The following is a 25,859-nucleotide window of genomic DNA, read 5'->3' as shown; positions in this document are numbered from 1 at the left end:
CCAGTCATCATCGAGGATTAAAAAAGGCGCACCCCGATCATAGGAGATGCGCCTTGTCGTGAACAGGGCCTGCACGCTGCAGGCCCCGAACGTTTCAGGACTTAGTGTCCGGTCGCACCGCCCGCGCCGCGGGGAGTACGTACGGATTCCACGAGATCTTGGATCTCCTGCGGAGGCTCGGCAGTTGCACGCGATACGAAGTATGCGACAACGAAGTTTGCCAATGCGCCGATCGGGCCGAAATGGGTCGGCGGGATGCCGAACAGATACTGGCTCGAGTCGAGCATGTTTGTGCCTGGAATGAAGAACCAACCCAGATACGTGAAGAGATAGAGACAGGTCGCTACGAGACCGGCCAGCATACCTGCTGTCGCACCAGTGGAGTTCATCCGCTTGGAGAAGATACCCATCATCAGGGCTGGGAAGAGCGTTGCCGCCGCCAGACCGAAGGCCAGAGCCACAACCTGAGCCGCGAAGCCAGGAGGGTTAAGACCAAGATAGGTTGCCACCAAAATCGCACCTGCCATAGAAATACGAGCAGCGAGCAATTCGCCTTTTTCCGAGATGTTCGGATTGAAGGTCGATTTGATGAGATCATGAGACACAGCCGACGAAATCGCAAGCAACAGACCCGCCGCAGTGGACAGAGCCGCCGCCAGACCACCAGCAGCGATCAAAGCGATAACCCAGCCTGGAAGCTGTGCAATTTCAGGGTTCGCCAGAACGAGAATGTCACGGTTGAAGGTCACAAGCTCGTTGCCCGACCAACCACGCTCAGCCGCGAGGGCCTGCATGTCCGCGTTATTTTCGTTGTAGTACTGGATCATTCCGTCGCCGTTCTTGTCTTCAACCGCAAGAAGGCCAGTGACCTCCCAAGTGTTGAACCAATCAGGCAAATCAGCTTCTGCAACCGCTTCACCCTGAACGCCTTCTGGCCACATTGTGGTGATGATGTTCAGACGCGCCATGGCACCAACAGCAGGAGCTGTGAGGTAAAGAAGCGCGATGAAGACCAGCGCCCAACCCGCGGACCAACGTGCGTCAGACACTTTGGGAACGGTGAAGAAGCGGATGATCACGTGTGGCAGACCAGCTGTACCGATCATCAGCGACAATGTGTAAAGCGCCATCAGCCACGGGTTCGTGGTTGCGGTGTACTCATTGAAGCCCAGATCAGTCAGAAGACCGTCAAGTGTCACCAGCAGAGGCTGACCAGTTGCAGTGTGCTCGGAGAACAGACCAAGACCCGGAATTGGGTTACCAGTCAGTTGCAGCGAGATGAAGATCGCCGGAATTGTGTAGGCGATGATCAGAACACAGTACTGAGCAACCTGCGTATAGGTAATGCCCTTCATACCGCCGAGAACCGCATAGACGAAAACAACGCCGGAAGCGATCCAAAGACCGGTATCACGCTCAACTTCGAGGAAGCGCGAGAAGGCAACGCCAGCACCAGCCATCTGACCGATAACGTAAGTTACGGAGATGGTGATGAGGCAGACAACTGCCACGATACGTGCTGTTTGGCTGTAGTAACGGTCGCCGATGAACTCAGGAACCGTGTATTTGCCGAACTTGCGCAGGTAAGGCGCGAGCAGCATGGCCATAAGCACATAGCCGCCTGTCCAACCCATCAAGAACAGCGAGTTGTTATAGCCAACAAAGGCAATAAGACCGGCCATCGAGATGAACGAAGCCGCCGACATCCAGTCAGCCGCAGTCGCCATACCGTTGATGACTGGGTGTACACCACGCCCGGCGGCGTAGAATTCAGATGTGGAACCCGCGCGGGCCCAGATCGCGATACCGAAGTAGAGCGCAAACGACAGCCCCACTACGATAAAATTGAGTGTTGTTTGATCCATGGTTTGGTCCGTCCCTTATTCTTCGTCCACACCATGTTCCTTGTCGAGCTTGTTCATACGCCATGCGTAGAAAAAGATCAGACCAAGAAACACGAGGATTGAGCCTTGCTGTGCGAACCAGAATCCAAGGTCCGTTCCCCCAACCGCGATGCCACTGATCAACGGACGGAGCAAAATTGCAAAGCCGTAAGACGCCAGCGCCCAGATCACCAAACAAATGGTGATAAGGCGCAGGTTCGCGGCCCAGTATGCGTTGTTATCAGGCTTGTCTGCCATGATTTTCTCCCTTCGGTTTATCCACCCAGCCTGCCCTCCCGACTGACCGAGTCCATTCGCCACCCTTCTCCAGAAAAGGATGACGAAATTCTTATTCCCTCGCACGCCCCTTTAGACGGGAAACGATCTCGCTGAGTGATGTAGCGATCTCGTCAATGGCACCCATGGCCGGCACTTCGGTAAGCGCGTCGCGCGCACCGTAGTAATCGATCAGGGGGGCCGTTTGTGCGTGGTATGCCTCAAGGCGCGTGCGCACCGTTTCGGCATTGTCGTCAGCGCGCCGTTTGAATTCGGTGCTCTGGCATTTGTCGCAAACACCCTCAGTTGCGGGTTGTTTGAATTTGTCATGATAGCCTTCGCCGCAAGAGCCGCAGGTGTAGCGGCCCGATACGCGCGTCACCATTGCAGCGTCATCGACTTTCAGGCTGATGGCGGCATCAATCTTTTGCCCACGCTCGGACAAAAGGGTATCCAGCGCCGCCGCTTGTGCTGCGGTGCGGGGAAAGCCGTCAAGGATGGTGCCAGCGGCGACATCAGGCTGGTCAAGCCGCTCTTTCAAAACGGCAAGAACGATCTCGTCCGAGACAAGCTCGCCCTTTTCCATCACAGCCTTTGCGGCCAAACCTGCAGGGCTTCCAGCCGCAACCGCCCCACGCAGCAGATCGCCGGTGGAGAGTTGAACAAGACCGAATTCCTCCTCAAGCATACGTGCCTGAGTACCCTTCCCGGCACCCGGAGGGCCGAGAAGGATGAGGTTGATGCGCTGGGTCATGGTTTGTGTTGTCATGATCGCTGCCCGCTTAGTTGCCAGCTCGATTGGCGATCAGATCATCCACAACGGATGGATCGGCCAAAGTCGAGGTGTCGCCAAGGCTGCCGAAATCATTCTCGGCGATCTTGCGCAGAATGCGGCGCATGATCTTGCCCGAGCGGGTTTTCGGCAGGCCAGGGGCCCATTGAACAACATCGGGCTTCGCAATCGGCCCGATTTCCTGACGGACCCAATCGGAGAGCGTCTTTTTCAGCTCGTCGCTTGGCTCTTGATCGGCCATCAGGGTGACATAGCAATAGATGCCCTGACCTTTGATCGGATGCGGATACCCGACAACAGCGGCTTCCGAGACGGTCTCATGCGCAACAAGCGCGCTTTCGACTTCGGCGGTGCCCATGCGGTGGCCCGATACGTTGATCACGTCATCCACACGGCCTGTGATCCAGTAATCGCCCTCGGCATCGCGGCGGCAGCCATCGCCCGAGAAGTAATAGCCTTTGTAGTCGGAGAAGTAGGTTTTCACGAAGCGATCATGGTCGCCCCATACGGTGCGCATCTGGCCAGGCCAGCTATCTGCGATCACCAGAACACCTTCTACATCATTGCCTTCGATGATCTCGCCCGTTGTGGGCTCAAGCACCAGCGGCTTCACGCCAAAGAAAGGCCTTTGCGCCGCGCCGGGCTTGAGAGCATGTGCACCCGGAAGCGGGGTCATCATATGGCCGCCAGTTTCGGTCTGCCACCATGTGTCAACGATCGGGCAGCGTCCCTTGCCGACATGGGTGTTATACCAGTTCCAAGCCTCTGGGTTGATCGGCTCGCCCACGGTTCCCAACAGCTTGAGGCTGGAGAGGTCGTATTTCTCGACGAAAGCGGGGCCTTTGCCCATCAGCGCGCGGATCGCAGTTGGCGCAGTGTAGAACTGGTTGACCTTGTGCTTCTCGCAGACTTCCCAGAAACGCCCTGCATCTGGATAGGTCGGCACACCTTCAAACATCAAAGTGGTCGCGCCATTGGCCAGTGGCCCATAGACGATATAGCTGTGGCCAGTGACCCAACCGACATCGGCGGTACACCAGAAGATATCGCCATCTTTGTAGTCGAAAACATATTCATGGGTCATCGACGCATAGACGAGATATCCGCCCGTGGTGTGAACCACACCTTTAGGCTGACCCGTGGAGCCAGAGGTATACAGGATGAACAGCGGGTCTTCGGCGGCCATTTCCTCAGGGGGGCAGTCGGTCGAGACCTTATCGGCCAGATCGTGATACCAGAAATCGCGCCCCTCGGTCCAAGCCACATCCTGACCCGTCCGCTTGACCACAAGGCATTTCACGCTGTCTTCACAATGGGACAGGGCCTTGTTCACATTTTCCTTAAGGTCCGTGACACGGCCGCCGCGCGGCGCGCCATCGGATGTAATGACCAAAGCTGCATCACAGCCATTGATACGGGCCGCAAGCGCATCAGGGCTGAACCCTGCAAACACGATCGAATGGATCGCGCCGATGCGTGTACAGGCAAGCATCGCATATGCGGCTTCGGGGATCATCGGCAAATAGAGCACGACGCGGTCACCCTTGGAGACGCCCAATTCCTTGAGGGAATTCGCAAACCGCCCGACCTCATCGGCCAGCTGGTTATAGGTAATGTGCTGTGCGGGGTCTGTCGGCTCATCAGGCTCGAAGAGGATCGCGGTCTGATCGCCGCGTGTGGCCAGATGGCGGTCTATGCAATTCGCCGAGACATTGAGGGTGCCGTCTTCGAACCAACGTGCATGAACATCGTCATGGTCAAAGGAGGTATCTTTGACCTTGGTGTAAGGTTTGATCCAGTCAATCCGCTTCCCATGCTCACCCCAGAACGCTTCGGGGTCATTGATGGATGCTGCATACATTTCGTCATATTTGGACGGATCAATATGTGCATCCTGCAAAAGGTCGGGGAAATTCGTGTCGTTTGGCAAGTTATTGCTCCCTAAAGCATTACGGCTCATTTTGTATTCAAACTGCGACTATTCGGTGTTGGAGCTTTCGCTTTCCATCACAACTTTAAGGGTTTTGCAGCTTGAACATATGCTATCTCAATGGGGATCATGGGCGCGGTCGTGCACTTGATCCGCACTCTGTTCCGCAACGGAAAAGAGTACTGTCATGTTAGCTTGAGATTGCCTCTTCCCCTCCTCTTCATCTGCGTCCCCTCAAACAGCAGATTGACGCGGTACCGGTCCTCCCTCACAGTTTCGTGAGCCTTCACGCGCCTGTGGCAACCTTACAGCAAAGCGCTGGGCCCAGAACTGTTTGTAATCTTGGGCTCAGGATTTCTGTAAGGAATATTCACGCGGCAGCGCGGAAATAGTAAATTTATTTACCATTGGAGCTTTAATTTGTTTAAATACAAATGCTTAATCTCTTCTCTGTTTTTCAGCCTGAGAGAAAATTAATGTTCAGAGCCCATGGATACTGCGCCGCGGCGGGTGTTTTGGGCGGTTTCAAGGGGCATGGCGCTCAAGCCGTTCACTCTGAAATGACGCCAAAACTCTCACCAAGCCAAGGCATCTCGTGGCGCGCGCTTTGGGTGAAATGACGCTCAATCAGGTCTCGAAAATTTGCGGCGATCTGCTTGGGGATGTCGCCCGTCCAGTCATCCGTCGCATAAAGCACAATCTGGCGTGACATGGCCCCGATTGGCAGTGGAAAGGCGTCAATCTCGTTTGAGAACCGCGCGGCGCGCAACAGGCTCAAGGGTGTCGTGATCGTCCAGCCCTTGCCAGAGGCAACCAATGCGCTGATCGACTGGTTTGAGCTGAGTTCGAATTTCTTCGGCAGCGTGATCTTGTGGCGGTCCAGATAGGCCTCAATTTGCTGGCCCATAACCTGATTGGGGTCGCGGCGCAAAAAGGCCAGATCCGCCAGCTCATCGAACCCGCCCTTGGTCGACCGTCCCTTTGGCAGTGCCAGAATATAGGGATCATTCAAAAGGGGATATGTCAGCGTTCGCTCAGGCGTTTCCCGGACGGCGGCGCAGATTGCGATATCCATATCACGCCGTGCGACCTGCTCTGCCAGATCATGGCTGGCCCCTGACTGCAGGCTGAAAGCGCAGTTTCGCATGGTCGTGGCAAGCTGCGGCACCAGTTCGGGCAGAACCTCATTCTCGAAATCCTCGATCACCCCAAGCCGCAGCGAAGATATCTCGGAAAGGTCGAGAGAGCTTAGATCACGTTGCCCCAAGCGCAGCGCATTCAGCGCCATTTCAACCCGCGCTAAAAAGGTTCTGCCAGCAGGGGTAAGCACCATGGGGCGGCGTGTGTGATCCACCAATTGGACACCCAAGGCGGCATCAAGGTTGCGCAATTGTTGCGAGGCGGCGGGTGCCGACAAGCCCGTGATCTCTGCCGCATCCGCCACTGATCCGGTGCGCGCAAGTGCTTCGAACACCTCCAGCCCTTTCAGGCTGAGCCCTTTGAGGTCGTGAGATTTCATGAGTTGATGATCCGCTCCAGAAGGGATGTTGGCACCGCAACCCCGTCCCGCTCGGCCTTGGCGCGGTGGTTGAATTTGCGGCTTCCAGGCAGGCGGGTTCCGTCTTGTTCGGTCAAGGCCTGACACAGCGCGCCCATGCGTTGCGCAAAGTCAGCGCCAGAAAAGGCGCCGGGATCAATGGCGAAAAAACACTGGCCCGTTCGGGGTGGTCCGCCAATCGGCCCCGAGAAGGGCGAGGCGTCTTTTCCCAAGGTTGCCCCTGACAAAGCCGCGGCAAAAACCTCGACCATCAGGCCCGCGCCAAACCCTTTTTGGCCACCCGCAGGGGCCATCGTCCCCTCAAGGGCGCGGGCGGGGTCTGTGGTGGGCTGGCCATCTGCATCAAAGGCCCACCCGTCCTCAAGGATATGGCCTTCGCGCGCGCGCAGCATAATTTCGGATTTGGCGATGGCGCTGGCGGATTGGTCAATCACGAATTGCGCGCCGCCTTTGCCATCTGGAACAGCCAAGGAAAACGGGTTGGTGCCGATCACGGGCTTGCGGCCACCCGTTGGTGCAATCGAGGCGGGCGCATTGGTGAAGCAAAGCGCAAGCATGCCTTGTGCCGCAATGCGTTCGGAATGATAGCCGAGAATCCCGCAATTATAGCTGTTATGCAAGGTCATCGCGGCTAGCCCAGTTTGCGAAGCCGCCTCCAGCAAATCGGGAAGGCCCTTATCAATCGCAGGATGCGCAAAGCCCGATTTTGCATCAACGCGCAGCGCGGAGGCCCGCGTTTTCTCGACCTCGGGTGATGCCGCGCCATCAACCTTTCCGCAGCGCAGATGCTCGGCATAGATCGGGATATAGAGCAGACCATGACTGCGCATACCGTCCCGCTCAGCGGCTCTGGTCGAGCGTGCGACCGAGGCGGCGGCCTGATCTGATGCGCCAGCCCGCATCAAGCTATCGCGCGCAAGTGCCTCCACATCGTCTAGGCTGAGGGTTTCGGCATTCTTCATATCAAGGTCTTTCATCGTTAAAATGTCTCGCTTTCTCGGCCACCCTCGCCAGCCCCAAAGGCCCGTGAGGCTTCGGTTGCAGGAACAAGAATTCTGCTGGCCAAACCCGATATCTCATCCCAAGCTTGGCTGTCTGGTGGGGTTCTCTGGCGTGATGTCTTGCGGGCTGTGTCATCTGATCTGGCGCAAAGGTAAGTGCCTGTTTGATCGGGCGCGAAATCAGGTCCGAAGGAAAGGGACGCGGCCTCGATTTCTGCTCTGATCTGCCCTGTCAGCGAAAAGGCCTTTGCGCTTTGCGTCGCGGCCCAACCACATAGTCCAAGCAGGACCAATGGTTGTGAGATAAGGGGAATCTTGGCACTCCCGTCCCCGCTGGCCAGTGCCGCGTCAATCGCCGCGATCGACTGCGCAATGGTGTTGGTTGGTTCGGTCTGAGGCTCATTTATCGCGGCAAGGCTTGCTGGGATGCCATCAATGCCCTGCGCCGAGAGCCATGCCGCGGCAGAGCCAAGATCAGCGGCTTGCCCAATTGACCAGCCCTTGCCCTTCGCCGCCGCCTCAACCTTGCGTGCGATTTCGTTGAGCGAGGGCGGTGTCATGCAGCAGCCCCATGCGGAGGCGCAAAAAAGGCCCATGCATCAGGGTCGCATTCAGCGATTTCACTGGCCAGTGGCGCGCCTTGGCACAAGGTCACCCGTGTCCAGCGGTCGGATTTCGGATCAAAGCGGGACGCGCCGAAAAAGGCCAGCTTGAAGCGCAGCAGATCAATCGGAAGGCAGCCCTCGCCAAGCAGGTTGGCGCGGACTTCGCCATAGGGATGTGAGGCGATGGATTGAATGCGTTCAACGATATGGCGCTGGTCAGGATGTGCTGCCACGAAATCACCAATTGTGGTGGCGGGGGGCGTGCCGCCCAAGCACTGCATCAGGCCTTGGACTTGCCGCGCGATATCCAGTGGCAATTCCAGATCAGAACCGGGCTCCGTGGCGCGAACACCCAAACGTGGCTCGGCCTTGTCTTCCGAGACATACCAGAATTGATGCGTCATCTCGGGCGAAGTGAAATCGATTTGCAGCGCCCAATCGTAATGGCTCTGCAATGTATCAGTCAGGGCCCCAACCCTCATGGAGGGATCGAGCCGCAAGGGCGGGCCAAAGGCCATGTCTTGGGTCAAAGCGTCGATCATGTCGCCATAGGGCTCAAGCATTGCCGAGATCAAACATTCTTGCGCCTCAAGCCCGAGATCTTCGGTGAGATGGATTAGCCTTTCCCACGGATGCGGGGCGCGCAGCCAGTCTTGAGTCAGCCGTTCCGAGATCTGGGCCAATTCCGCGCGCAAACCAGCGATCCTGTTGGATTGGGTGGCATCGTCGACCTGCCAAGTTTCGGCATGTTGGCGGGCTTTGCCAAGGACACGTAAAAACGTCTTAATCTCTTGATCTGTGGCGCTGACGACCTCGCGGACACGCGCAATTGCGGTTTCGCGCGCCGTGACCCATTTATGGATCAATTCGGGATGGGTGATCAGGAAAGGGGCCATGCCAAGCCCCGTTGCATTGCCGATCCCGAGGCTCCGGCGCAAATCGATCGGCAAAGGGATTGCTTTGTCGGGGTTCAAGGCGCGCGCGACATGCTCAACCAGATCAAGGGAGAATTCGCGGATCATCCAGACGGTCAGCATCTCGACCGCGAAGGGGCCCGACATGCCATCGCGTTGCGCGATATCATTGCGATCTGCCAAGCCGAATTTGCCATTGCCATACACAGCCGTGGTGCGCATCAGATAGCCCGTTTCACAAAGCAGCTTGGCATCTGGCGCATGGCCTTGCGCAAGCGATTGCGCGACATGCTCGAACAGGCGGAGGCTTTTATTCGCGCGGCTCATGACCAATTCGCGCATGGAAACGCGGCCTGCCTCCTGAAGGGGCACTTGGGTTTTCAGGCGGGCGATATCATCGGCATCGGGGGTGCCGTCAAACAGGGTGAAGGTTGCATCCCACCGCTCGGCAATAACGCGGTCGGTGCGGTCTTCGCTAGGCAGGTCATGGGAAAAGCAGATCAGCGAATAGTGATGCCCGAGCAATTCGAGCGAATAGACAGCATGGCCAAATCCTTGGGTATCCATCTCCCAAACAGACCGTTCCAGCCTGACCTTGTTGCGGTGGAGCCGCCGTATTAGCGCGCGTAGGAAACTCAGCCGTGTGGGAAAACTGGACCCCATGCGATCCAATTGCATGACCTGTTCGGGCCTGCGCATTTGACCTCTCAGAGGCGCATGTGTTGTCAGATCATCCATCAGCACCGCCGAATACCCGCTCGAAAAACCCGAGCCAGTTATTCCCCATGATGCCAGCGATTTCAGAATTGTCGAATCCTGCTGCGGCTAAACCCTCGGCCAGTCGCGGAAAATCGCTGTTGTTGCGGAAGAATTCGGGCTGGGGTGGAAAACCTGGGCGGTCGGCCGAGCCTTCGCCAAAATCGGTGCTTTTGGTCCAACGCCCGTTGCGCATCCATTCGACGACGCTGTCGGGCTGGTCTTGGCACAGATCAGACCCGATACCCAGATGCTCGGCCCCATAGCGATTGGCGGCCTCCGCGATCATCTCGCAAAAGCTTTGCAGCGTGCAGGCCGGCCCATCTTTCAGGTGATGTGGATAGAGTGAAAAGCCCAACATCCCGCCCGCATCGGTCAAAGCGCGCAGCACCTCATCGGGTTTGTTGCGCAGGGCGGGGTGCCACCAATCGGGATTGGCATGGGTGATTGCGATGGGTTGGTTTGAGGCCTCGATCGCCTCCAAGGTCGAGCGGTCAGCGGAATGGCTCATATCGATCAAAAGCCCCAAGCGGTTCATCTCCGCGACCACTTCATGACCCATCCGTGTGAGGCCTGTATCATGGCTTTCATAACAGCCCGTCGCCAGAAGGCTTTGGTTGTTATAGGTCAGTTGCATGACCCGAAGACCCAGCCTGTGCAGAATTTCGAGCAGGTAGATATCGTCTTCCATGGGCGAGGGGTTTTGCGCGCCAAAGATGATCGCGGTGCGGCCCTCTTGCTTGGCTTGGCGAATATCATCCGCGCCATAGGCCATACGGATCAGATCACCATGGGCTGCGAAATGGCGGTTCCATTCCTCAATCCGCGCAACGGTTTCGCGAAAAGTTTCGTGATAGGCAATCGTGACATGCACGCAGTCCATACCGCCTGCGCGCATTTCCTCGAACACTCCGCGTGACCAATTCGCGTATTGTAAACCGTCGATACGATAATCCATCCCTGTTCCGTCACTTTCATTGTTAATGGGATTGGGTCAGATCATGGCGGTTGGCGCAACCCTATAGAAGGATTGAACGGCTTAACTTTCGACGATCAGCTCAGGGATGTTGCGCACATTTTCGCGGATCAAGCTTGCGATCCGCTCATATACGGGGCCAGCACCGCTGGATTTGCGCCAAGCCAAACCAATCGAGCGCGAGAAATGCCGATTATTGAAGGGGCGCACCACCACATCACGGGCGCGGCCTTCGATCTCGGATCGGACATAGAGCGCGCCCCAGAATTATCTCGATGCCGCTGGATGTTCAAAGCGAGATGGAGGTGCTTCTTCTGACCAATATGATCTCGCTGACACCCGGTACGCTCTGCCTTGATGTCACCGAGGATGGCAAAACGCTCTATATCCACGCGATGTTCGGCGACGACCCTGATGAAATTCGCAGGCAGATCAAACAGGGCATGGAGCGCTGGGTCAAAGAGGCGATGGAGTAGAGATATGAGTATTCTGGAAATATCCATCGAGATCGCCTTTATCCTCGTCATGCTGGGGGTGGTCTTCGCCTTCATCCGCCTCGTCAAAGGCCCGAGCCTTCCTGACAGGGTCGTGGCGCTGGATATGATGACGGTTCTGATCGTTTCATTTTGTGGCCTTTTCGCGCTGCGATCAGATGACCAGACCTTCATCGATGTGGCCATTGTATTGGCGCTGATCGGCTTTCTGGCCACTGTCGCGCTGGCGCGCTTTGTGGAACGCAGGCAGGCCACTGTTCAAGATGAACAGGCCGAGACATCGAAGGAGCAAGACCAATGATCATCGAATTGCTTCTGTCTGTTCTGGTTCTTCTTGGCGGGTTCTTCTGCTTTGTGGCAGGGCTTGGCATTTTGCGACTGCCCGATGTTTTGATCCGCATGCATGCCTCGACCAAGGCTGGCACATTGGGTTCGGGGCTATTGCTGATTGCGGTGGCGATATATTTCGGCGATCTCGCGACAACCACGCGCGCGGTGCTGACCATCGTTTTCTTGCTGCTTACAGCGCCAGTGGCCGCCCATATGATCGGGCGCGCGGCCTTTCGGTCGCGGGTGCCGCTCTGGCGAATCAAGATCGAGGACGGGGCTGAGGAAAACCTCAAACGCTGAGGCGCTCAGGTCATCAGAAAATCGAAATGGCCATCGGGCAGGCAGGCGCAGGCCGCCAGTTTGCCCGTTTCATGCGCACCTGTGTTCAGGGCCACACGCCCTTCGCCCAGAAAGGGGATCGTGACCCTGTGATGCCCATAGGCGATCCAGTTTCCATCCACCCGTGCACGGCTTTCCAATTCGGGATGCCCCCAAAGCAGAATCCGCGCGCTTTGTGTCTCGAGCGAGCGATAGGGGTCGGCACCTGCATGGGTCGCGCAGAGATTGCCTGACACCCATGTAAGAGGAAGCTGCGCCAGCCAATCGGCCACGCCATCGGGAAGGGCACGGGCAAGGGCATTGGCCAGCCCGTCTGATTGCTCACCATCCGAAACAGGATCAAGGCCAAGCGATCTGAGGGTTTCAACCCCGCCTGAGCGCAACCAACGCGGGCCGCGCTTTGCGGGATTTTCCAATGTATCCAGCAGCATCCGTTCGTGATTGCCCATCAGGCAGGTGACATTTTCGTGAAAGCTGGTGCTGAGTTCATGAAGCCGCTTTAACACCTCAAGGCTGTCTGGCCCGAAATCAATGTAGTCACCCAAAAAGACAAGCTGCGGGTCCGTGGCGCGGATGGCTCCGATATGGGCGTCAATCTTTTCGAGCATCTGCTCCAGCAAATCGGCCCGACCATGAATATCCCCCACAAGATAGCTGGGTTTTTCAGGGCGCGGCGCATCCACCGAGGCGGCTTGCTCAGCCGCAGGCTGGGATGGCTTGGAGCTGCCAAAGACGGATTTGATACCCTTGATCATGTGATCTTATCTGCGCTCTCGGCGCGGGTTTCGCAATGGCTCTATTCGCGGGCACGCAGAATGCGCGCAGGACGGGCCGCCAAAGGTCGCAGCGCAAAGGCCAGCCCTGCGATCAGGGTGGCCAAAGCGCCCCCGATAACGATGGCAAAGGCAGATACGGGCTCAAACCGATAGGTTGTTTCCATCACGAAGGTCATTACGGCCCACCCGCCAAGTGCGCCCGTGGCGATGGCCACCAAACCTGCGGCCCCACCCAGAATGGCGGAACGGATGGCAAAACTGGCCAAGACAGTGCCGCGCACCGCTCCGAGGGTTTTCAAAACCGCCGCTTCAAAGACGCGCGCCCGTTCGCCTGCGGCAGCCGCCCCGATCAGCACGACAAAGCCCGTGATCAAGGTGGCCAGCGCGCCATAGGAGGTTGCCGCCGCGATCCCGCGCAACGCATCGGCCACATTGTCCAGCGCGTCGCGCACACGGATCGCGGTGATATTGCGCGCATCACCCGCGACATCGCGCAAAATGGCGGCCTCTGCCTCCTGCTCGGCATAGACGGTAGCGATATGGGTATGGGGCGCCCCTGCCAAGGCAGCCTCGTTCAGGGTCAGCACAAAGCCGATCCCCGCATTCGAGAAATCAACTTCGCGAAAGGCAGCCAAACTGGCGGTGATATCGCGCCCCAGAATATTGACTGTTATCTCATCTCCGAGAGACAGCCCGATTTCGGCGGCTTCCTCGGCGGCGAAGGCCATCAAGGGTGGGCCTGAATAGTCATCGGGCCACCATTGGCCTTGCGTGATCTGATCGGCGGGCGGGGCGGTGGTGGAATAGGTCACCCCGCGATCTCCGCGCAGCACCCAATGATTGCCCGCAACCTCACGGGCAGGCTGCCCGTTGATTTGCGTTACAACGCCCCGCAGCATGGGTGCCGTTTCGACGCGGCTGACAGCGGGGTCGGCTTCGACGCGGTCAAGGAAGGGCTGCAATTGGTCGGTTTGGATATCGACGAAGAAATATGAGGGCGCAACATCAGGCAGATCAGCTTGGATCGCGGCGCGCAGGTTCGAGTCGATCTGCCCCACGGCGGCCAGAACGCTCAACCCCAAGCCAAGCGAGAGCACAACCGAAGCCGCCTCCGAGCCGCGACCGCCAACCGATCCAAGGGCCAGCCGCAGCGCCGTGCGCCCCCGTAAGGCCCGCGATTTTCCAAGCCGCCGTGCGAGGGATTTGATCCCCCAAGCGGCAAGCGCCAGAAGCAGCAGCGCACCCAAAATTCCGCCGATGGTCCAAGTGGCAAGGAAGGTCGTGCCCGAAAAGCCAATGGCCGCCGCAGATAACCCTACGGCCAAAAACCCGATGACCAACAGATAGGGCAGGCGCGGCCATGTCATGAATGCGCCGCCTGCATCGCGAAACAGCGAGGCCGCACGGACCTGTTCGGTGCGTGCCAAAGGCAGGAGCGTGAAAATCAGGGCGGTCAGTGCACCGTACAGCGCGGCTTCGGCCAAGGGGGCGGGGTAAAGACTGAAGGCCACGGGCACGGGCAGCTGTGCGGAAATGACTGGAAACAGCGCCAAGGGTGCCAGCGCGCCAAGCACAAGTCCAAGCGCCAGCCCGATCAGCGTCAAAACCCCTATTTGCAGGAAATAGGCCGCAAGGATTGTGCCCGAGGATGCGCCAAGGGTTTTGAGCGTTGCGATGGTGGTGACCTTGCCCTCAAGATAGGCCCGCACCGCCGAGGACACCCCGACCCCGCCCACGGCAAGCCCCGCCAGCCCGACCAGCACCAGAAAGGCCCCGATGCGTTCGACAAAGCGCTGCACGCCCGGTGCGCCATTGCGTGCATCCTGCCAGCGCATGCCTTGGTCGCGGAACAATTGCTCCGCTTCATCTTCAAGGGCCGCAAGATCGGCCCCCTGGGGCAGGCGCAACCTGTATTCGGTGTTAAACAGGGTGCCCGGCTCCAGCAGGCCTGTGCCTTCCAGCCCTGCCAGTGAGACAATCGTGCGCGGCCCGAGCGAGAATCCACCCGAGGCGCCATCAGGCTCGGTCAGCAAAGCGGCGCGCAGCTCGAATTCCTGCGTGCCAAGGCGGAAGATATCGCCAATCTCCATCCCCATACGGTCGATCAGAACCTGCTGCATCACCGCGCCATGGCGTTCGTCTTGCTGTGCCAAGGCCTCGGCCAGCGGCATCTCGGGGCCAAGCATCACGCTGCCATAAAGAGGGTAGGCCCCATCGACACCACGGATTTGGGTTAGCGCGCGTTCGGGTCCTTCTTCGGTATCCATCACCGCCATTGAGCGGAAATCCACCGTCTCGGAAACAGCCTCGGCGATGCGGGCTATATGGCTGCGCTCATCCTCGCTGGCGAAGCGATAGGTGAACTCCATCTCGGCATCGCCCCCAAGGATCACCGCCCCCTCGCGGGCCAAGCCTTCCTCGATGGATTGACGCACCGTGCCCACAGCCGCAATCGCGGCTACACCGAGGGCGAGACAGGCCAGAAAAATCCGAAAGCCGCGAATGCCGCCTCGGAGTTCCCGTCGCGCGATGCGCCACGCCATCCTCATTCGGCAGCTTTCATATCGGTATCGTCAATCCGGCCATCGCGGAGCCGGATCACACGGTCACAGCGCGTGGCCAATTCACGCGAATGGGTCACCAGAACAAGGGTCGAGCCGTATTTGTCGCGCAGCCCCAGTAGCAAATCCATGATCTGCGCGCCTGTTGTCTCGTCCAGATTGCCCGTGGGTTCATCGGCCAAAAGGATCGACGGGCGCGGGGCTGCGGCGCGGGCCAAGGCCACGCGCTGTTGCTCGCCTCCCGACATCTGGCTTGGATAATGATCTGCGCGATGCGCCAACCCCACGGCCTCCAGTTCCGCCTCGGCCCGCTCGAACGCGTCCCTATGGCCCGCCAATTCCAGCGGAGTGGCAATATTTTCTAGGGCTGTCATCGTCGGGATGAGGTGAAAGGATTGGAACACCACCCCCATATGCTGCCTGCGAAACCGCGCGAGCTGATCCTCGGATAGGCTGGTGAGGTCATGGTCCAAGGCCAGCACCTGCCCGCCCGTGGCCCGCTCAAGCCCGCCCATCAACATCAGCAGCGATGACTTGCCCGAGCCAGACGGCCCCACCAATCCAACGGTTTCACCCTTGTCGATCGACAGGGAAATGCCATGTAGGATATCAACGCGGCCTGCATTGCCATCTAGGGAAAGCGCGGCCTCGGAGAGAGAAAGGATCGGGTTTGCCATGTTCAAATTCACTGCCTCTATGCCTGTAAAGGCATATGGTGTTGCGCGCTGGATCAACAAGGTTTTCTTGGGAATTCTGTTCGGAACAGGCATGGCTGTTGCCCAACCCGTCACCATTGCGGCCTTGGGCGATAGCCTGACCCAAGGCTATGGCCTGATACAGGAAGACGGGTTCGTGCCCCAGCTTGAGGGCTGGCTGGCCGAGCGGGGCCACGAAGTTGTGATCCTCAATGCAGGCGTCTCGGGCGATACCACGGCGGGCGGTCTGGCGCGCGCGGCATGGACGCTGACGCCTGATGTGGATGCGATGATCGTGGCGCTTGGCGGCAATGACCTTTTGCGCGGTATCCTGCCCGAGGCCTCGCGCGAGAACCTTGCGGGCATCCTTCGCGCCGCACAGGAGGCGGAGGTTGAGGTCTTGTTGATCGGGCTGAATGCGCCCGGAAATTATGGCCCCGAGTTCCAGCGCGATTTCAACGCGATGTATCCTGACCTCGCCGCGCAATTTGGCACCCTTTATATCGAGAGCTTCTTGGGCGCATTGGAGACTCAAGCGTCAGACAGCCGCTTGGACCAGAGCTATATGCAAGGCGATGGTCTCCATCCCACGCGGGAGGGTGTGGCGCTGATCGTCGAGGCTGTTGGGCCAGAGGTGGAGGCGCTTATTGCGCGGGTCGGGCAGCCCTGATTGCGGAAACCCTTTCGGTTTCTGTTCATAAATATCGGTTTCACATTCGATATCGGCACGCGGGCGGCCGCGTCTGATGTGCTTCCCAGACCATAAAGCCGCGAAGCGCCACGCTGAAAATTGACAAAGCGAACATGACTTGAAACACACCAAACAAGATCAGGAGTGAGCGTTTGGGCAAAGTATTCGATATTTTCGTCATCGGTGGCGGCATCAATGGCTGCGGGATCGCGCGGGATGCAGCGGGCAGGGGTTTGAGCGTTGCCTTGGCCGAGATGGAAGATTTGGCAGGTGCGACCTCCAGTGCCTCGACCAAGCTGTTTCATGGCGGGCTGCGCTATCTTGAATATTACGAATTCCGACTGGTGCGCGAGGCCTTGATCGAGCGTGAAACGCTGCTGCGTGCGATGCCTCATATCTCATGGCCGATGCGCTTTGTGCTGCCCCATCACACGGGGCTCAGGCCTTGGTGGCTGATCCGTTTGGGATTGTTCCTTTATGACAATCTGGGAGGACGCAAAATTCTGCCTGCCACGAAAACGATTTCGCTGCGCAACACGCCTGAGGGGGCCCCCCTCAAGGAGAGCTTTTCCCGCGCGTTTGAGTATTCGGATTGCTGGGTCGAGGATTCCCGCCTTGTCGTGCTGAATGCGCGTGATGCTGAGGCGCGGGGCGCGGAAATCATGACGCGTTCCAAGGTGGTCAGCGCCGAGCGCGTGGATGATCTGTGGCGCATCACCGTCGAGACGGAGGGCGAAACAAAGGATTATATGGCGCGCGCTTTGGTCAATGCCGGCGGGCCTTGGGTGGCCGATATTGTGCAGAATGTTGCGCGGCAGAACTCCTCGGAAGGGGTACGCTTGGTGCGTGGCTCCCATATTGTGACCAAGCGCCTGTTTGATCATGACAAATGCTACTTCTTCCAAGGTGGGGATGGGCGTATCATCTTTGCCATTCCCTATGAGACCGATTTCACCCTGATCGGCACCACCGATCAGGAGCATCAGGGCAGCGCGCGCGATGCTGTCTGCACGCCTGAGGAAAGCGACTATCTGCGCCGTTTCGCGGGTGAGTATTTCAAAACGCCGATTAAGGAACAGGATATCGTCTGGACCTATTCTGGCGTGCGCCCCCTATATGATGACGGCGCCAGCAGCGCGACGGAAGCAACGCGCGATTATGTTCTCTCGCTTGATGATGCAGGCGCGCCAATGCTCAATATCTTTGGCGGCAAGATCACAACCTATAGGCGTCTGGCCGAAAGCGCCTTTGCCGAACTGGCCCCGTTCCTACCAAAGGCAAAAGGGGATTGGAGCGCAGGCGTGCCCCTGCCTGGTGGTGATTTCCCTGTCGATGGCGTGGATGATCTGGTTGCGGCTTTGTGCGCGAAACACGGCTTCCTGTCTGACAGATGGGCCAAGCGTCTTGTGCGGGCTTATGGCACCGATGCTTGGACGATTTTGGGGGATGCGACCTCTGCCGATGCACTTGGCACTGATTTCGGCGCGACGCTGACCGAGGCAGAGCTGCGCTGGCTGATGGACAAGGAATATGCCCGCACGGCTGAAGATGTGGTCTGGCGCCGCTCGAAGTTGGGGTTGCGGCTCTCGCCTGAACAGATCGCGGCGATCGACGCGTTTATGCATGCGCAATGACTTGCCCGCCCCGTAAACTGGGGTAGGCTTTGCGAAAGAGATAACGGGAGGGAAAAGCGATGACCCATATTCTGGCCATCGATCAGGGAACCACGTCGAGCCGCGCGATCATCTTTGATAAATCGCTCACACCGATTGCATCGGCTCAGGAAGAGTTCACACAGCATTTCCCCCATTCTGGCTGGGTCGAACATGACCCAGAGGATATCTGGTCCTCTACGGCGGGCACCTGCCGCGGAGCGATTGAACGGGCAGGGCTGGGGCCATCGGATATTGCTGCCATCGGCATTACAAACCAACGCGAAACCGTGGTGGTCTGGGATCGTGCCACGGGCAAGCCTGTGCATAACGCCATCGTCTGGCAGGACCGCCGCACCTCGGATCTTTGCGCGCGTCTGAAGGCCGAGGGCCATGAGGCGATGGTCCGCCAGAAAACGGGGCTGCTGCTGGATCCCTATTTCTCGGGCACCAAACTGGCTTGGCTTCTGGACAATGTTGATGGCATGCGCGCCAAGGCCGAGGCGGGTGATCTGGCTTTTGGGACGGTGGACAGCTTTCTGATATGGCGGCTGACGGGGGGCAATTCGCATGTGACGGATGCCACAAATGCCGCGCGGACTTTGTTGTATAATATCCGCGAGGGAAAATGGGATGAAGAGATTTGCGCGCTTCTGAATATCCCGATGTCGCTCCTGCCCGAGGTGAAAAACACAGGTGCGGAATTCGGCATGACCCGCCCCGATCTTTTTGGCGCGCCGTTGCCCATTCTGGGCGTTGCGGGCGACCAACAGGCCGCCACGCTTGGTCAGGCCTGTTTCGAGCCTGGTATGCTGAAATCAACCTATGGCACGGGCTGTTTTGCGCTGCTCAATACCGGCGCCAACCTGGTCGAAAGCCAGAACCGCCTTTTGGGAACCATCGCCTATCAATTCGATGGCAAGCCAACCTATGCCTTGGAAGGCTCGATCTTTATTGCGGGCGCTGTGGTGCAATGGCTGCGTGATGGCCTCAAGATCATCCGTGAAGCGGGCGAGACCCAAGGCTTGGCGGAAGCCGCGGACCCAGAACAATCGCTCTATCTGGTGCCTGCCTTCACAGGGCTCGGCGCGCCCTATTGGGACCCTGATTGCCGAGGCGCGATCTATGGGCTGACACGGAATTCTGGCCCCGCTGAATTTGCACGCGCCGCCTTGGAAAGCGTGGGCTTCCAAACCCGCGACTTGTGGGAAGCGATGCGCGCTGATTGGCAAGGCGAGGGGGGCGAGCAGGTCTTGCGCGTCGATGGCGGGATGAGCGCCTCGGATTGGACGATGCAGTTTCTGGCCGATATTCTGGGCGCCCCTGTCGACCGCCCGAAAGTGCTGGAGACAACCGCGCAGGGCGCGGCTTGGGTCGCGGGGATGCAGGCGGGCGTTTATCCTGATCAAGCCGGTTTCGCCAAAACATGGGCGCTGGATCGCCACTTTATGCCAAACATGGACAGCGCCCTTCGTGACGCTCGCTATGCAGGGTGGAAGGACGCAGTAGAGCGGACATTGACGCGGGAGGGCTGAAAGACGTCGCGCAAATTGATGCTTCCCCTTTGCGCAGGCTTGCCGCAATCTTAGCCCCATGACCGAGCTCAAACCCACGCTTAAACTCGCCATCGGGCAGATGTGCTCGGCGGCCAGCCATGTCCCCAATATCGCGGTGATGGAACGGTTGGTACAGGAGGCCGCTGCATCAGGGGCGGAGCTTCTCTGCCTGCCCGAAGTGGCGGGTTTGATGAACCGCGATGGCAAAGCAGCTGCCGAAATGGTCGGCCCTGCCGAGGCTGATCCCTATCTGGCGGCTGCGCGCAACGCGGCACAACAAGCGGGAATATGGCTCCATCCTGGCTCGACCCCTGTGCTGGGGCCTGACGGGCGCTTTCTCAATCATTCGGTGCTGATCGACCCTGAGGGACGCGAGGTGGCGGCCTATGACAAGATACATCTGTTTGATGTCGCGCTTGAAGGGCAGGCTCCGATCGGGGAGTCCAAACGCTTTGCACCCGGGGATCGCGCGGTTCTGGTGCACACGCCATGGGGGCCATGGGGGATGAGCATTTGCTACGATCTGCGCTTTGCCAATCTCTATCATAGCTATGGCCAGCTTGGGGCGCGGGTCATGTTCATTCCAGCAGCCTTCACCGTGCCCACAGGGCGCGCCCATTGGGAGGTGCTGTTGCGCGCGCGCGCCATTGAGACAGGCGCTTTCGTTATTGCTGCCGCCCAAGCGGGCCAGCATGAAGACGGGCGGGAGACATGGGGCCATTCATTGGTCATCTCGCCTTGGGGCGAGGTTTTGGCCGATCTCGGGCCTCATGCTGCGCCAAGCTGCGCGATCCTTGAGCTCGATCTGACCGAGGTCGAGCGCGCCCGCGCGCAAATTCCCAATCTCAAGAACGGGCGGGATTTCGACTTGGTGGAAATCACCGCCTGAAGCGCGCCTGCTGGATCAGCCATCTTGCGAAGCATTCGGACGAAATGTGATTCCGCCCGCGCGCCTAAAACCGTGCTGCTTTGCCGCGAGATCGCACACAAGCGCTGGCCTGGTTCATGATTTCGGCCGCCTTCAATGTCGAATACGGTGCCGCCTTGCGCGATGCATTATCGATGGAGCTGGATACAGAAGCCCGCGCCGAGGCACAGGCCAGAGCGCGGGTGATGTTTGTTGATTGGTGTGACCGCCTGCCAAGCTCTGCACGGATCGAGTCCTGCGACGCCGCAGATAGCTAACGGCGAAAGAAATTAGTGGCGGCGTACGCGGCGGAAGCGCTGGATGGCTTCAACTTCATCGCCCGAGATGCCTGTGGATTTCGCCACTTCTGTCTCGGAATGGCCAGTTTGCGCCAGCACAACGGCTTGGGTGATCAGGCTCTCGCCAACAACCCAATCAAATTCAGCGCGCAGCTGGTCGAGTTTGACAACCAAGAGGTCAAGGCGTGCGTCTGGGCCTGCGCCAAGCTCATGAGGTGGCGGCGGTTCTCGATGTTACCACGGGGCGGGTCTCGCAGATCAAGAAGGCCGCGATCATGCGGCTGCGCGATATGATGAGTGACGCGCTGGAATAGAACAGCGGCCCTCGGGTATCCGTGGGCCTTTGCGCGATCATTTAGTGCACGCTGGGAACATTTGCTGTCTGGGTTTGCTGTTCCGCATGCATTAAAAGCTGCTCCAGTTGCGGTTCCAGATCGGTCAATTCACGACCGCGCCCTGCATGGGCGGCATCTTCGATTTTTCGCAAATTGGAACTCAACCCCGACCATCCGACCACGGCGGTTGAACCCGCAGCCCGATGCGCCAGAACGGCGGTCTCATTATCCCTGACACGCAGGGCAAGCAGCGCGGTGCGCACATCATTCAGCGTTGCAGCGACCAGCCTTGGTGCCGTGTCTTCGCCAACAAGACCGCGGAGTTGAGTGAAATCGAAATTGTCAGTGCCTGCCTCTTCTTGAGGTGCGCTTGCATCAACGAAATCGGCGACAATCTCAGGCTGTGATTGTGGCTCTGGCTCGGCCGTTTCGAGAATACCATCCTCGATTTCGGCCAATGTCTTGGTCAGGTCATATTGCGAGACAGGTTTCACCAAAACGGAATCCATTCCAAATTCTTCATACCAGTCAGGGTCTTCCGCTTCGATCAAGGCTGTGACGCCTAGGATGAAAGCATCGCTTGAGGCACCGCCCTTGCGAATATGCATGGTTGCATCGCGCCCGTCCATGACGGGCATGCTGACATCCATCAAAATGATCTCGAAGGCTTTCTCATTGGCCAAATCAACGGCCTCTTGGCCATTGCGCGCGAAATGGGGCACATAGCCGAGGCGTTTGACCATTTCCGACATGACGGTCAGGTTCACCTCGTTATCATCCACAATAAGGATTTCGCGCGGGACACCCGTTGCCAGCGGAAGATTGGACCGCGCTGTGTCAAAGGCCTTTGTATCGCTTTCGGAGATCTGGAGGACGTGTTCGTTCTCTTGTTCAACCAAAATCTTGAATTCGAAACGGCTGCCTTGACCAAGCGCGCTTGTCAGGCTCAGCTCGCCGCCCATACGCTCAACGGCAAGTTTAGCAATCGGCAGGCCCAGACCCGTGCCAGCATCCCCGTTATTTTGGGCAGAGCGCGATGTCTCGAACATCTCGAAAATGCGCTCGTGATCTTCTTTGGGAATGCCGGGCCCTTCATCGGTGACCGATACCGTAATCTCAAGGGCGTCATTGTCCTGCTTGCGTGACCCGATTTCGACGGAGATACTGCCGTCCTCGGTAAATTTCACGGCATTTCCGACAAGGTTATAGAGCACGCGGGAAAAGGCGGAGGGGTATCCCACGACCTGTTGCTCACAGGCGGGGTCTTGGATTGTAACGTTCAACACATTGCCGCGTTCCCGCGCGATGGATTGCATTTCATTGACCACATCGCGGGCCACCTTGGCGGCCGAGAACGCGTTTTTGCGCTCTTTATTCTCGTTCAGGCGTGTCAGGTTCAAAACATCATTAATCTGGGTCAGAGCGCGTTCACTACAATCGCGTGCGGTGCTGAGAAGTTTGAGATTTGCGTCATCCAGACCTGACTTGTCGATCAGCTCCAGCGAGGCGATCAGGCCATGGAGCGGTGTGCGCATTTCATGGCTCATGCTGGCAAGGAACATTCCACGCGCGACCGCATATTTCTGGGCTTCTTCCACGGCGCTCCGCAATTTGTTCTCAGCGGCCACCTGATCCGAGATATCTCGCACAAATGAGATCAGGATCGGGTCGCCCTCAAGGTCCATATCCAAAGCATGGCTCAGCTCGATCGGAAAGATCTCGCCATTGGCGCGGCGGCCTTCGCTGGGATAGGGGGAGCTTCCAAGGAGTTTGGTCGGGTCAAGCTTGCGTGTTCGTTCCAAAGCGCGGCGATACACGCGCAAAAGGGTTCTTGGAACAATGGTCGTTTCCACCAAAGAGCCGACCAGTTCATCTGTCGAGCGGCCAAAGATGCGCTCGGCCGCGCGGTTGCATAGCAGGATGCGCCCTTCCAAATCGGTCACAATAACAGCGCTGAGAGATGCTTCATAAGCCTTGGAAACCGTAAGCGCGGCCCTCTCGGCCTGTAGGGTGCGGCGCTCCAGATCAAGCCACAAACGCACAGCCAGAAAGGCCGCGATAGAGGTCATCGACAGCAAAATCAGCGACTCGAGCAAGAAGCGCTGCCAAAGCGATTTCTCGGCCAGACGCGCATCTTGTGCGATATCGATAAATTGTTGCATCGCCATGGTCGAAACATCACGCACAAGCGGCTCATGGAGGCCGACTTCGGCAGCGAGCGCGCGCATTGCTTCAACATCGCCGGGCTCGATGGCGTCAATTTGCTGCGCCAGCTCGTTCCTGACCGCGACCAAGCTCTGAAGCATTGTCTCGAGGCGCGTTGGTAGTAGCTCGTCGGCAAGCGATGCCGTTAAAACGGATGTGCGGGAATAGAAAATGTCGAACCGCAGAACCGCATCATTATGCAGCTCAACCAGATTTGCGCCTGAATCCAGATCGGCATTCTGTGTTACCGCGCCGAGTGCGATAATGAAGGCCTGATAATCAACCTCCAACTGGGCGACCAGCCAGCCCTGATTGTCGCTATCGGCTGCGCGGACCGCAACCAAGCGATCATCGAATTTCAGCGCGCTGGCCAGCAAGCCGATGCAAGAGACCAGCAATAGCACAAGAAGGATGAACCCGGTGTTTCTCCGGGTTCTTCCTTGAAGCCCTTCCAAAAGGGAAAGCGGCTTCAACTTGGAGCTCATCAGCCAAGAACCTCAATTCGGTTCAGCTGCCAGATACTGTAGGAATAAATAAGTTCCTGCTGCAATTCAGTATCGCTGTCATATGGGAAGACAACCCATAGCGGGCCTTTATCGCGCACTGAGAAGGGTTCGCCATTCATACGGTTGGCGATGATCGGCAGCTCGTCACTGACAATGTCTTGAGGCATTTCAACCGAGTAATCGTTCACGGCCGTCATAACAATATTGCCCTGTCCCGCGCCTGAGGACGCGAGAACCGATTTCAGGCTGGGGCCGGAAAACTCCAAAACACCTTCGGTCCACAGGGTGGATGTCTCGAAAGAAACCTGCGGGAGGTCGAGAAGATCTTGATCGGAAAAACTACGCGCGCCCGATGCCAAATCACCGGTCAGCGATAAAATCGAGGTCTGTGCAGAAGCTCGGAAGCCAGAAGTTGCGTAAAGGCCGGAAGCGGCGGCGATTGTTAAAAAATTTCTGCGTTTTATTGGGGATTCCTACTATGTCCGAGAAGTGCGGATATCACTCAGTCGTGAGGAATTGTTTTATCGAAAGGTATTTTAGTGTATCTAACGTAGAACGAAACACCACTTCGTATGTGGCTTTGGCCCGCATCTAGGAATTTGGTCCGATTGATGCTTTAGGTCACTAAGGATCACAGCCGATGTGATACTTTCGTTTTTACGGTTCTGCGGAAGCTAAGTTTTCACACGCTGCGCATTTTTAAAGATGGGATAACGTAATGATAGCCGACGGCAAAGATAATAGTGAAGAATTGAGAGTCCTGATCGCTGATGATCACCGGCTACTCGGTGAAGCTGTGGCCAATTTGCTCCGCACAGGGGCAGGGTATACAGTCGGCACTGCTGAAACCTTCGATACAACGATCAGCGCTTTGGCCGCCCATAAGCATGATATTGTGCTTCTTGATCTCAAAATGCCCGGAATGGTTGGATTGGCCAGCGTGCGCACCGTGATCGAGAAAGCAGGCGACGCAAAGGTTGTCCTATTCACGGGGCAGGTGGACCGCCATTTCCTCAACAGTGCGCTTGATCTGGGTGTTAAGGGGCTCATCCCCAAAACGATGCCGCTTCAATCCTTGATCAGTGTCATTCAGCTTATCGACTCGGGCCAGATTTTCGTGCCGATGCAAGAGATCACGCCCACATCGGGTGGCGAACAGGCCGCCGCGGCGCAATTGACGGAGAAAGAGCATTTCGTTCTCCGCCTTGCCGCTGATGGCATGACCAACAAAGAAATCGCGCGCGATATGGGCACCACCGAGGTGACCGTGAAAATGCATATGCGCTCGGTCTGTAAAAAGCTTGGCGCAAGGAACCGCGCGCATGCGGCGATCATCAGTCGTGAACGCGCAATTCTGTAAATTCGCAAAAGTTTAACGATTTTGGCAAAAGGCCCGCCTGGTATTCATGGCGGGCCTTTTCGTTTTCTGTAAGGCCACGATACTGCAGCCTGTTTCCGCAGCCGTTTGCCTCTCCAGACCTTGGCGCAAGATTTAACACTATGTGAATTAACGGTTTTTAACGGATGTGCCGAAGAAACTTTATCTTCATGATTGTTTCGAGTTTTGGCATGATGATTGCAGGTCTTACTACATAGTCTTCAGTAGTGAGTATCGTATTATGACCGTTTTTCAGCGCCAACGCCCCAAATTCACGCCGTTCGCAACAGATCGAAACAGGCGTCGCATTTACCTCGCATTAGGAAAAGCTTCCTAAAGCTGAATATGCACCATCCGGCTTTACGGATGTTCGACCCGCCGGCCAAGAGCCGGTTTTGACCGGAGAAATCGGTCACTCGCAGATGGGTTGTTCAGGGCAATAG

26 protein-coding genes are annotated in these 25,859 nt (G+C 57.7%); 11 read left to right on the top strand and 15 right to left on the bottom strand.

The window, feature by feature from the left end; translation table 11 throughout:
• Window positions 1-101: 101 nt before the first annotated feature.
• The 9 genes from ACTYEO_RS04295 to ACTYEO_RS04255 all read right to left on the bottom strand — a co-directional run bounded on the left by ACTYEO_RS04295 (window position 102) and on the right by ACTYEO_RS04255 (window position 10,674).
• A complete protein-coding gene (locus tag ACTYEO_RS04295) occupies window positions 102-1,865 on the bottom strand; it encodes a sodium:solute symporter family protein (protein ID WP_449322479.1) in 1,764 nt (587 codons plus the stop codon).
• Between the two features lie 15 nt (window positions 1,866-1,880).
• Window positions 1,881-2,141: a DUF4212 domain-containing protein gene (locus ACTYEO_RS04290; protein WP_449322478.1), complete on the bottom strand. Its 261-nt coding sequence runs from the start codon at window positions 2,139-2,141 to the stop codon at window positions 1,881-1,883.
• A gap of 91 nt (window positions 2,142-2,232) precedes the next feature.
• Window positions 2,233-2,928, bottom strand: coding sequence for an adenylate kinase (locus ACTYEO_RS04285; protein ID WP_449322477.1), 696 nt, complete (start codon window positions 2,926-2,928; stop codon window positions 2,233-2,235).
• Window positions 2,929-2,941: 13 nt separating this feature from the next.
• Window positions 2,942-4,882 (bottom strand): acetate--CoA ligase, encoded by a 1,941-nt coding sequence (gene acs / locus ACTYEO_RS04280; protein WP_449322476.1) that lies wholly within the window; start codon window positions 4,880-4,882, stop codon window positions 2,942-2,944.
• A gap of 550 nt (window positions 4,883-5,432) precedes the next feature.
• Complete coding sequence (locus ACTYEO_RS04275) at window positions 5,433-6,401, bottom strand: LysR family transcriptional regulator (protein ID WP_449322475.1); 969 nt, start codon at window positions 6,399-6,401, stop codon at window positions 5,433-5,435.
• A complete protein-coding gene (locus tag ACTYEO_RS04270) occupies window positions 6,398-7,417 on the bottom strand; it encodes an Ldh family oxidoreductase (RefSeq protein ID WP_449322474.1) in 1,020 nt (339 codons plus the stop codon). Before ACTYEO_RS04270 ends, ACTYEO_RS04275 begins: the two co-directional genes overlap by 4 nt.
• A 2-nt stretch (window positions 7,418-7,419) precedes the next feature.
• Window positions 7,420-8,001, bottom strand: coding sequence for a DUF3726 domain-containing protein (locus ACTYEO_RS04265; RefSeq protein WP_449322473.1), 582 nt, complete (start codon window positions 7,999-8,001; stop codon window positions 7,420-7,422).
• A complete protein-coding gene (locus ACTYEO_RS04260; RefSeq protein ID WP_449322472.1) occupies window positions 7,998-9,698 on the bottom strand; it encodes a hypothetical protein in 1,701 nt (566 codons plus the stop codon). The genes ACTYEO_RS04265 and ACTYEO_RS04260 overlap by 4 nt, the downstream gene beginning before the upstream one ends.
• On the bottom strand, window positions 9,691-10,674 hold the full coding sequence (locus tag ACTYEO_RS04255; RefSeq protein WP_449322471.1) for a membrane dipeptidase: 984 nt from the start codon (window positions 10,672-10,674) through the stop codon (window positions 9,691-9,693). The genes ACTYEO_RS04260 and ACTYEO_RS04255 overlap by 8 nt, the downstream gene beginning before the upstream one ends.
• A 106-nt stretch (window positions 10,675-10,780) precedes the next feature.
• Between ACTYEO_RS04255 and ACTYEO_RS04250 the strand changes: the two genes are divergently transcribed.
• Genes ACTYEO_RS04250 through mnhG form a run of 4 tightly spaced genes read left to right on the top strand, consistent with a single transcriptional unit; the run spans window position 10,781 to window position 11,816 of the window.
• Window positions 10,781-10,945: a hypothetical protein gene (locus ACTYEO_RS04250; RefSeq protein WP_449322470.1), complete on the top strand. Its 165-nt coding sequence runs from the start codon at window positions 10,781-10,783 to the stop codon at window positions 10,943-10,945.
• Between the two features lie 22 nt (window positions 10,946-10,967).
• A complete protein-coding gene (locus tag ACTYEO_RS04245) occupies window positions 10,968-11,168 on the top strand; it encodes a Na+/H+ antiporter subunit E (protein WP_449322469.1) in 201 nt (66 codons plus the stop codon).
• 4 nt (window positions 11,169-11,172) lie between these two features.
• Entirely contained in the window at window positions 11,173-11,487 is a 315-nt protein-coding gene (locus ACTYEO_RS04240; RefSeq protein ID WP_449322468.1) for a monovalent cation/H+ antiporter complex subunit F, read from the top strand.
• Entirely contained in the window at window positions 11,484-11,816 is a 333-nt protein-coding gene (gene mnhG, locus ACTYEO_RS04235; RefSeq protein WP_449322467.1) for a monovalent cation/H(+) antiporter subunit G, read from the top strand. The genes ACTYEO_RS04240 and mnhG overlap by 4 nt, the downstream gene beginning before the upstream one ends.
• A gap of 5 nt (window positions 11,817-11,821) precedes the next feature.
• On the opposite strand, the gene ACTYEO_RS04230 is transcribed toward mnhG, so the two are convergent.
• Genes ACTYEO_RS04230 through ACTYEO_RS04220 form a run of 3 tightly spaced genes read right to left on the bottom strand, consistent with a single transcriptional unit; the run spans window position 11,822 to window position 15,869 of the window.
• Window positions 11,822-12,610, bottom strand: coding sequence for a metallophosphoesterase family protein (locus ACTYEO_RS04230; protein WP_449322466.1), 789 nt, complete (start codon window positions 12,608-12,610; stop codon window positions 11,822-11,824).
• A gap of 41 nt (window positions 12,611-12,651) precedes the next feature.
• On the bottom strand, window positions 12,652-15,180 hold the full coding sequence (locus tag ACTYEO_RS04225; RefSeq protein WP_449322465.1) for an ABC transporter permease: 2,529 nt from the start codon (window positions 15,178-15,180) through the stop codon (window positions 12,652-12,654).
• Window positions 15,177-15,869, bottom strand: coding sequence for an ABC transporter ATP-binding protein (locus ACTYEO_RS04220; RefSeq protein WP_449322464.1), 693 nt, complete (start codon window positions 15,867-15,869; stop codon window positions 15,177-15,179). Before ACTYEO_RS04220 ends, ACTYEO_RS04225 begins: the two co-directional genes overlap by 4 nt.
• On the opposite strand from ACTYEO_RS04220, the gene ACTYEO_RS04215 reads away from it, so the two are divergent.
• From ACTYEO_RS04215 to ACTYEO_RS04195, 5 genes are all read left to right on the top strand, one after another.
• The gene (locus ACTYEO_RS04215; RefSeq protein ID WP_449322463.1) at window positions 15,868-16,557 is read left to right on the top strand and encodes an arylesterase; all 690 of its coding nucleotides are present in this window, start codon (window positions 15,868-15,870) and stop codon (window positions 16,555-16,557) included. The genes ACTYEO_RS04220 and ACTYEO_RS04215 overlap by 2 nt on opposite strands.
• A gap of 173 nt (window positions 16,558-16,730) precedes the next feature.
• Entirely contained in the window at window positions 16,731-18,212 is a 1,482-nt protein-coding gene (glpD, locus tag ACTYEO_RS04210; RefSeq protein ID WP_449322462.1) for a glycerol-3-phosphate dehydrogenase, read from the top strand.
• 59 nt (window positions 18,213-18,271) lie between these two features.
• Window positions 18,272-19,765, top strand: coding sequence for a glycerol kinase GlpK (gene glpK / locus ACTYEO_RS04205; RefSeq protein ID WP_449322461.1), 1,494 nt, complete (start codon window positions 18,272-18,274; stop codon window positions 19,763-19,765).
• Window positions 19,766-19,823: 58 nt separating this feature from the next.
• Window positions 19,824-20,675: a carbon-nitrogen hydrolase family protein gene (locus ACTYEO_RS04200; RefSeq protein ID WP_449322460.1), complete on the top strand. Its 852-nt coding sequence runs from the start codon at window positions 19,824-19,826 to the stop codon at window positions 20,673-20,675.
• A 116-nt stretch (window positions 20,676-20,791) separates the two neighbouring features.
• On the top strand, window positions 20,792-20,971 hold the full coding sequence (locus tag ACTYEO_RS04195) for a hypothetical protein (RefSeq protein WP_449322459.1): 180 nt from the start codon (window positions 20,792-20,794) through the stop codon (window positions 20,969-20,971).
• Window positions 20,972-20,983: 12 nt separating this feature from the next.
• Here ACTYEO_RS04195 and ACTYEO_RS04190 read toward each other — a convergent pair whose 3' ends face one another.
• Window positions 20,984-21,166 (bottom strand): hypothetical protein, encoded by a 183-nt coding sequence (locus ACTYEO_RS04190; RefSeq protein WP_449322458.1) that lies wholly within the window; start codon window positions 21,164-21,166, stop codon window positions 20,984-20,986.
• Between the two features lie 11 nt (window positions 21,167-21,177).
• Here ACTYEO_RS04190 and ACTYEO_RS04185 point away from each other — a divergent pair, with 11 nt between their 5' ends.
• Complete coding sequence (locus ACTYEO_RS04185) at window positions 21,178-21,306, top strand: sigma factor-like helix-turn-helix DNA-binding protein (protein ID WP_449322457.1); 129 nt, start codon at window positions 21,178-21,180, stop codon at window positions 21,304-21,306.
• 41 nt (window positions 21,307-21,347) lie between these two features.
• Here ACTYEO_RS04185 and ACTYEO_RS04180 read toward each other — a convergent pair whose 3' ends face one another.
• The gene (locus tag ACTYEO_RS04180) at window positions 21,348-23,930 is read right to left on the bottom strand and encodes an ATP-binding protein (protein ID WP_449322456.1); all 2,583 of its coding nucleotides are present in this window, start codon (window positions 23,928-23,930) and stop codon (window positions 21,348-21,350) included.
• A gap of 86 nt (window positions 23,931-24,016) precedes the next feature.
• Window positions 24,017-24,397, bottom strand: a complete 381-nt coding sequence (locus ACTYEO_RS04175) for an oxidoreductase (RefSeq protein WP_449322455.1) — start codon at window positions 24,395-24,397, stop codon at window positions 24,017-24,019.
• A 392-nt stretch (window positions 24,398-24,789) separates the two neighbouring features.
• On the opposite strand from ACTYEO_RS04175, the gene ACTYEO_RS04170 reads away from it, so the two are divergent.
• The gene (locus ACTYEO_RS04170) at window positions 24,790-25,398 is read left to right on the top strand and encodes a response regulator (RefSeq protein ID WP_449322454.1); all 609 of its coding nucleotides are present in this window, start codon (window positions 24,790-24,792) and stop codon (window positions 25,396-25,398) included.
• Window positions 25,399-25,859 lie beyond the last annotated feature (461 nt).

It is taken from the genome of Rhodophyticola sp. SM2404, assembly GCF_053570515.1.
This window is presented reverse-complemented; position numbering and strand designations above follow the sequence as displayed.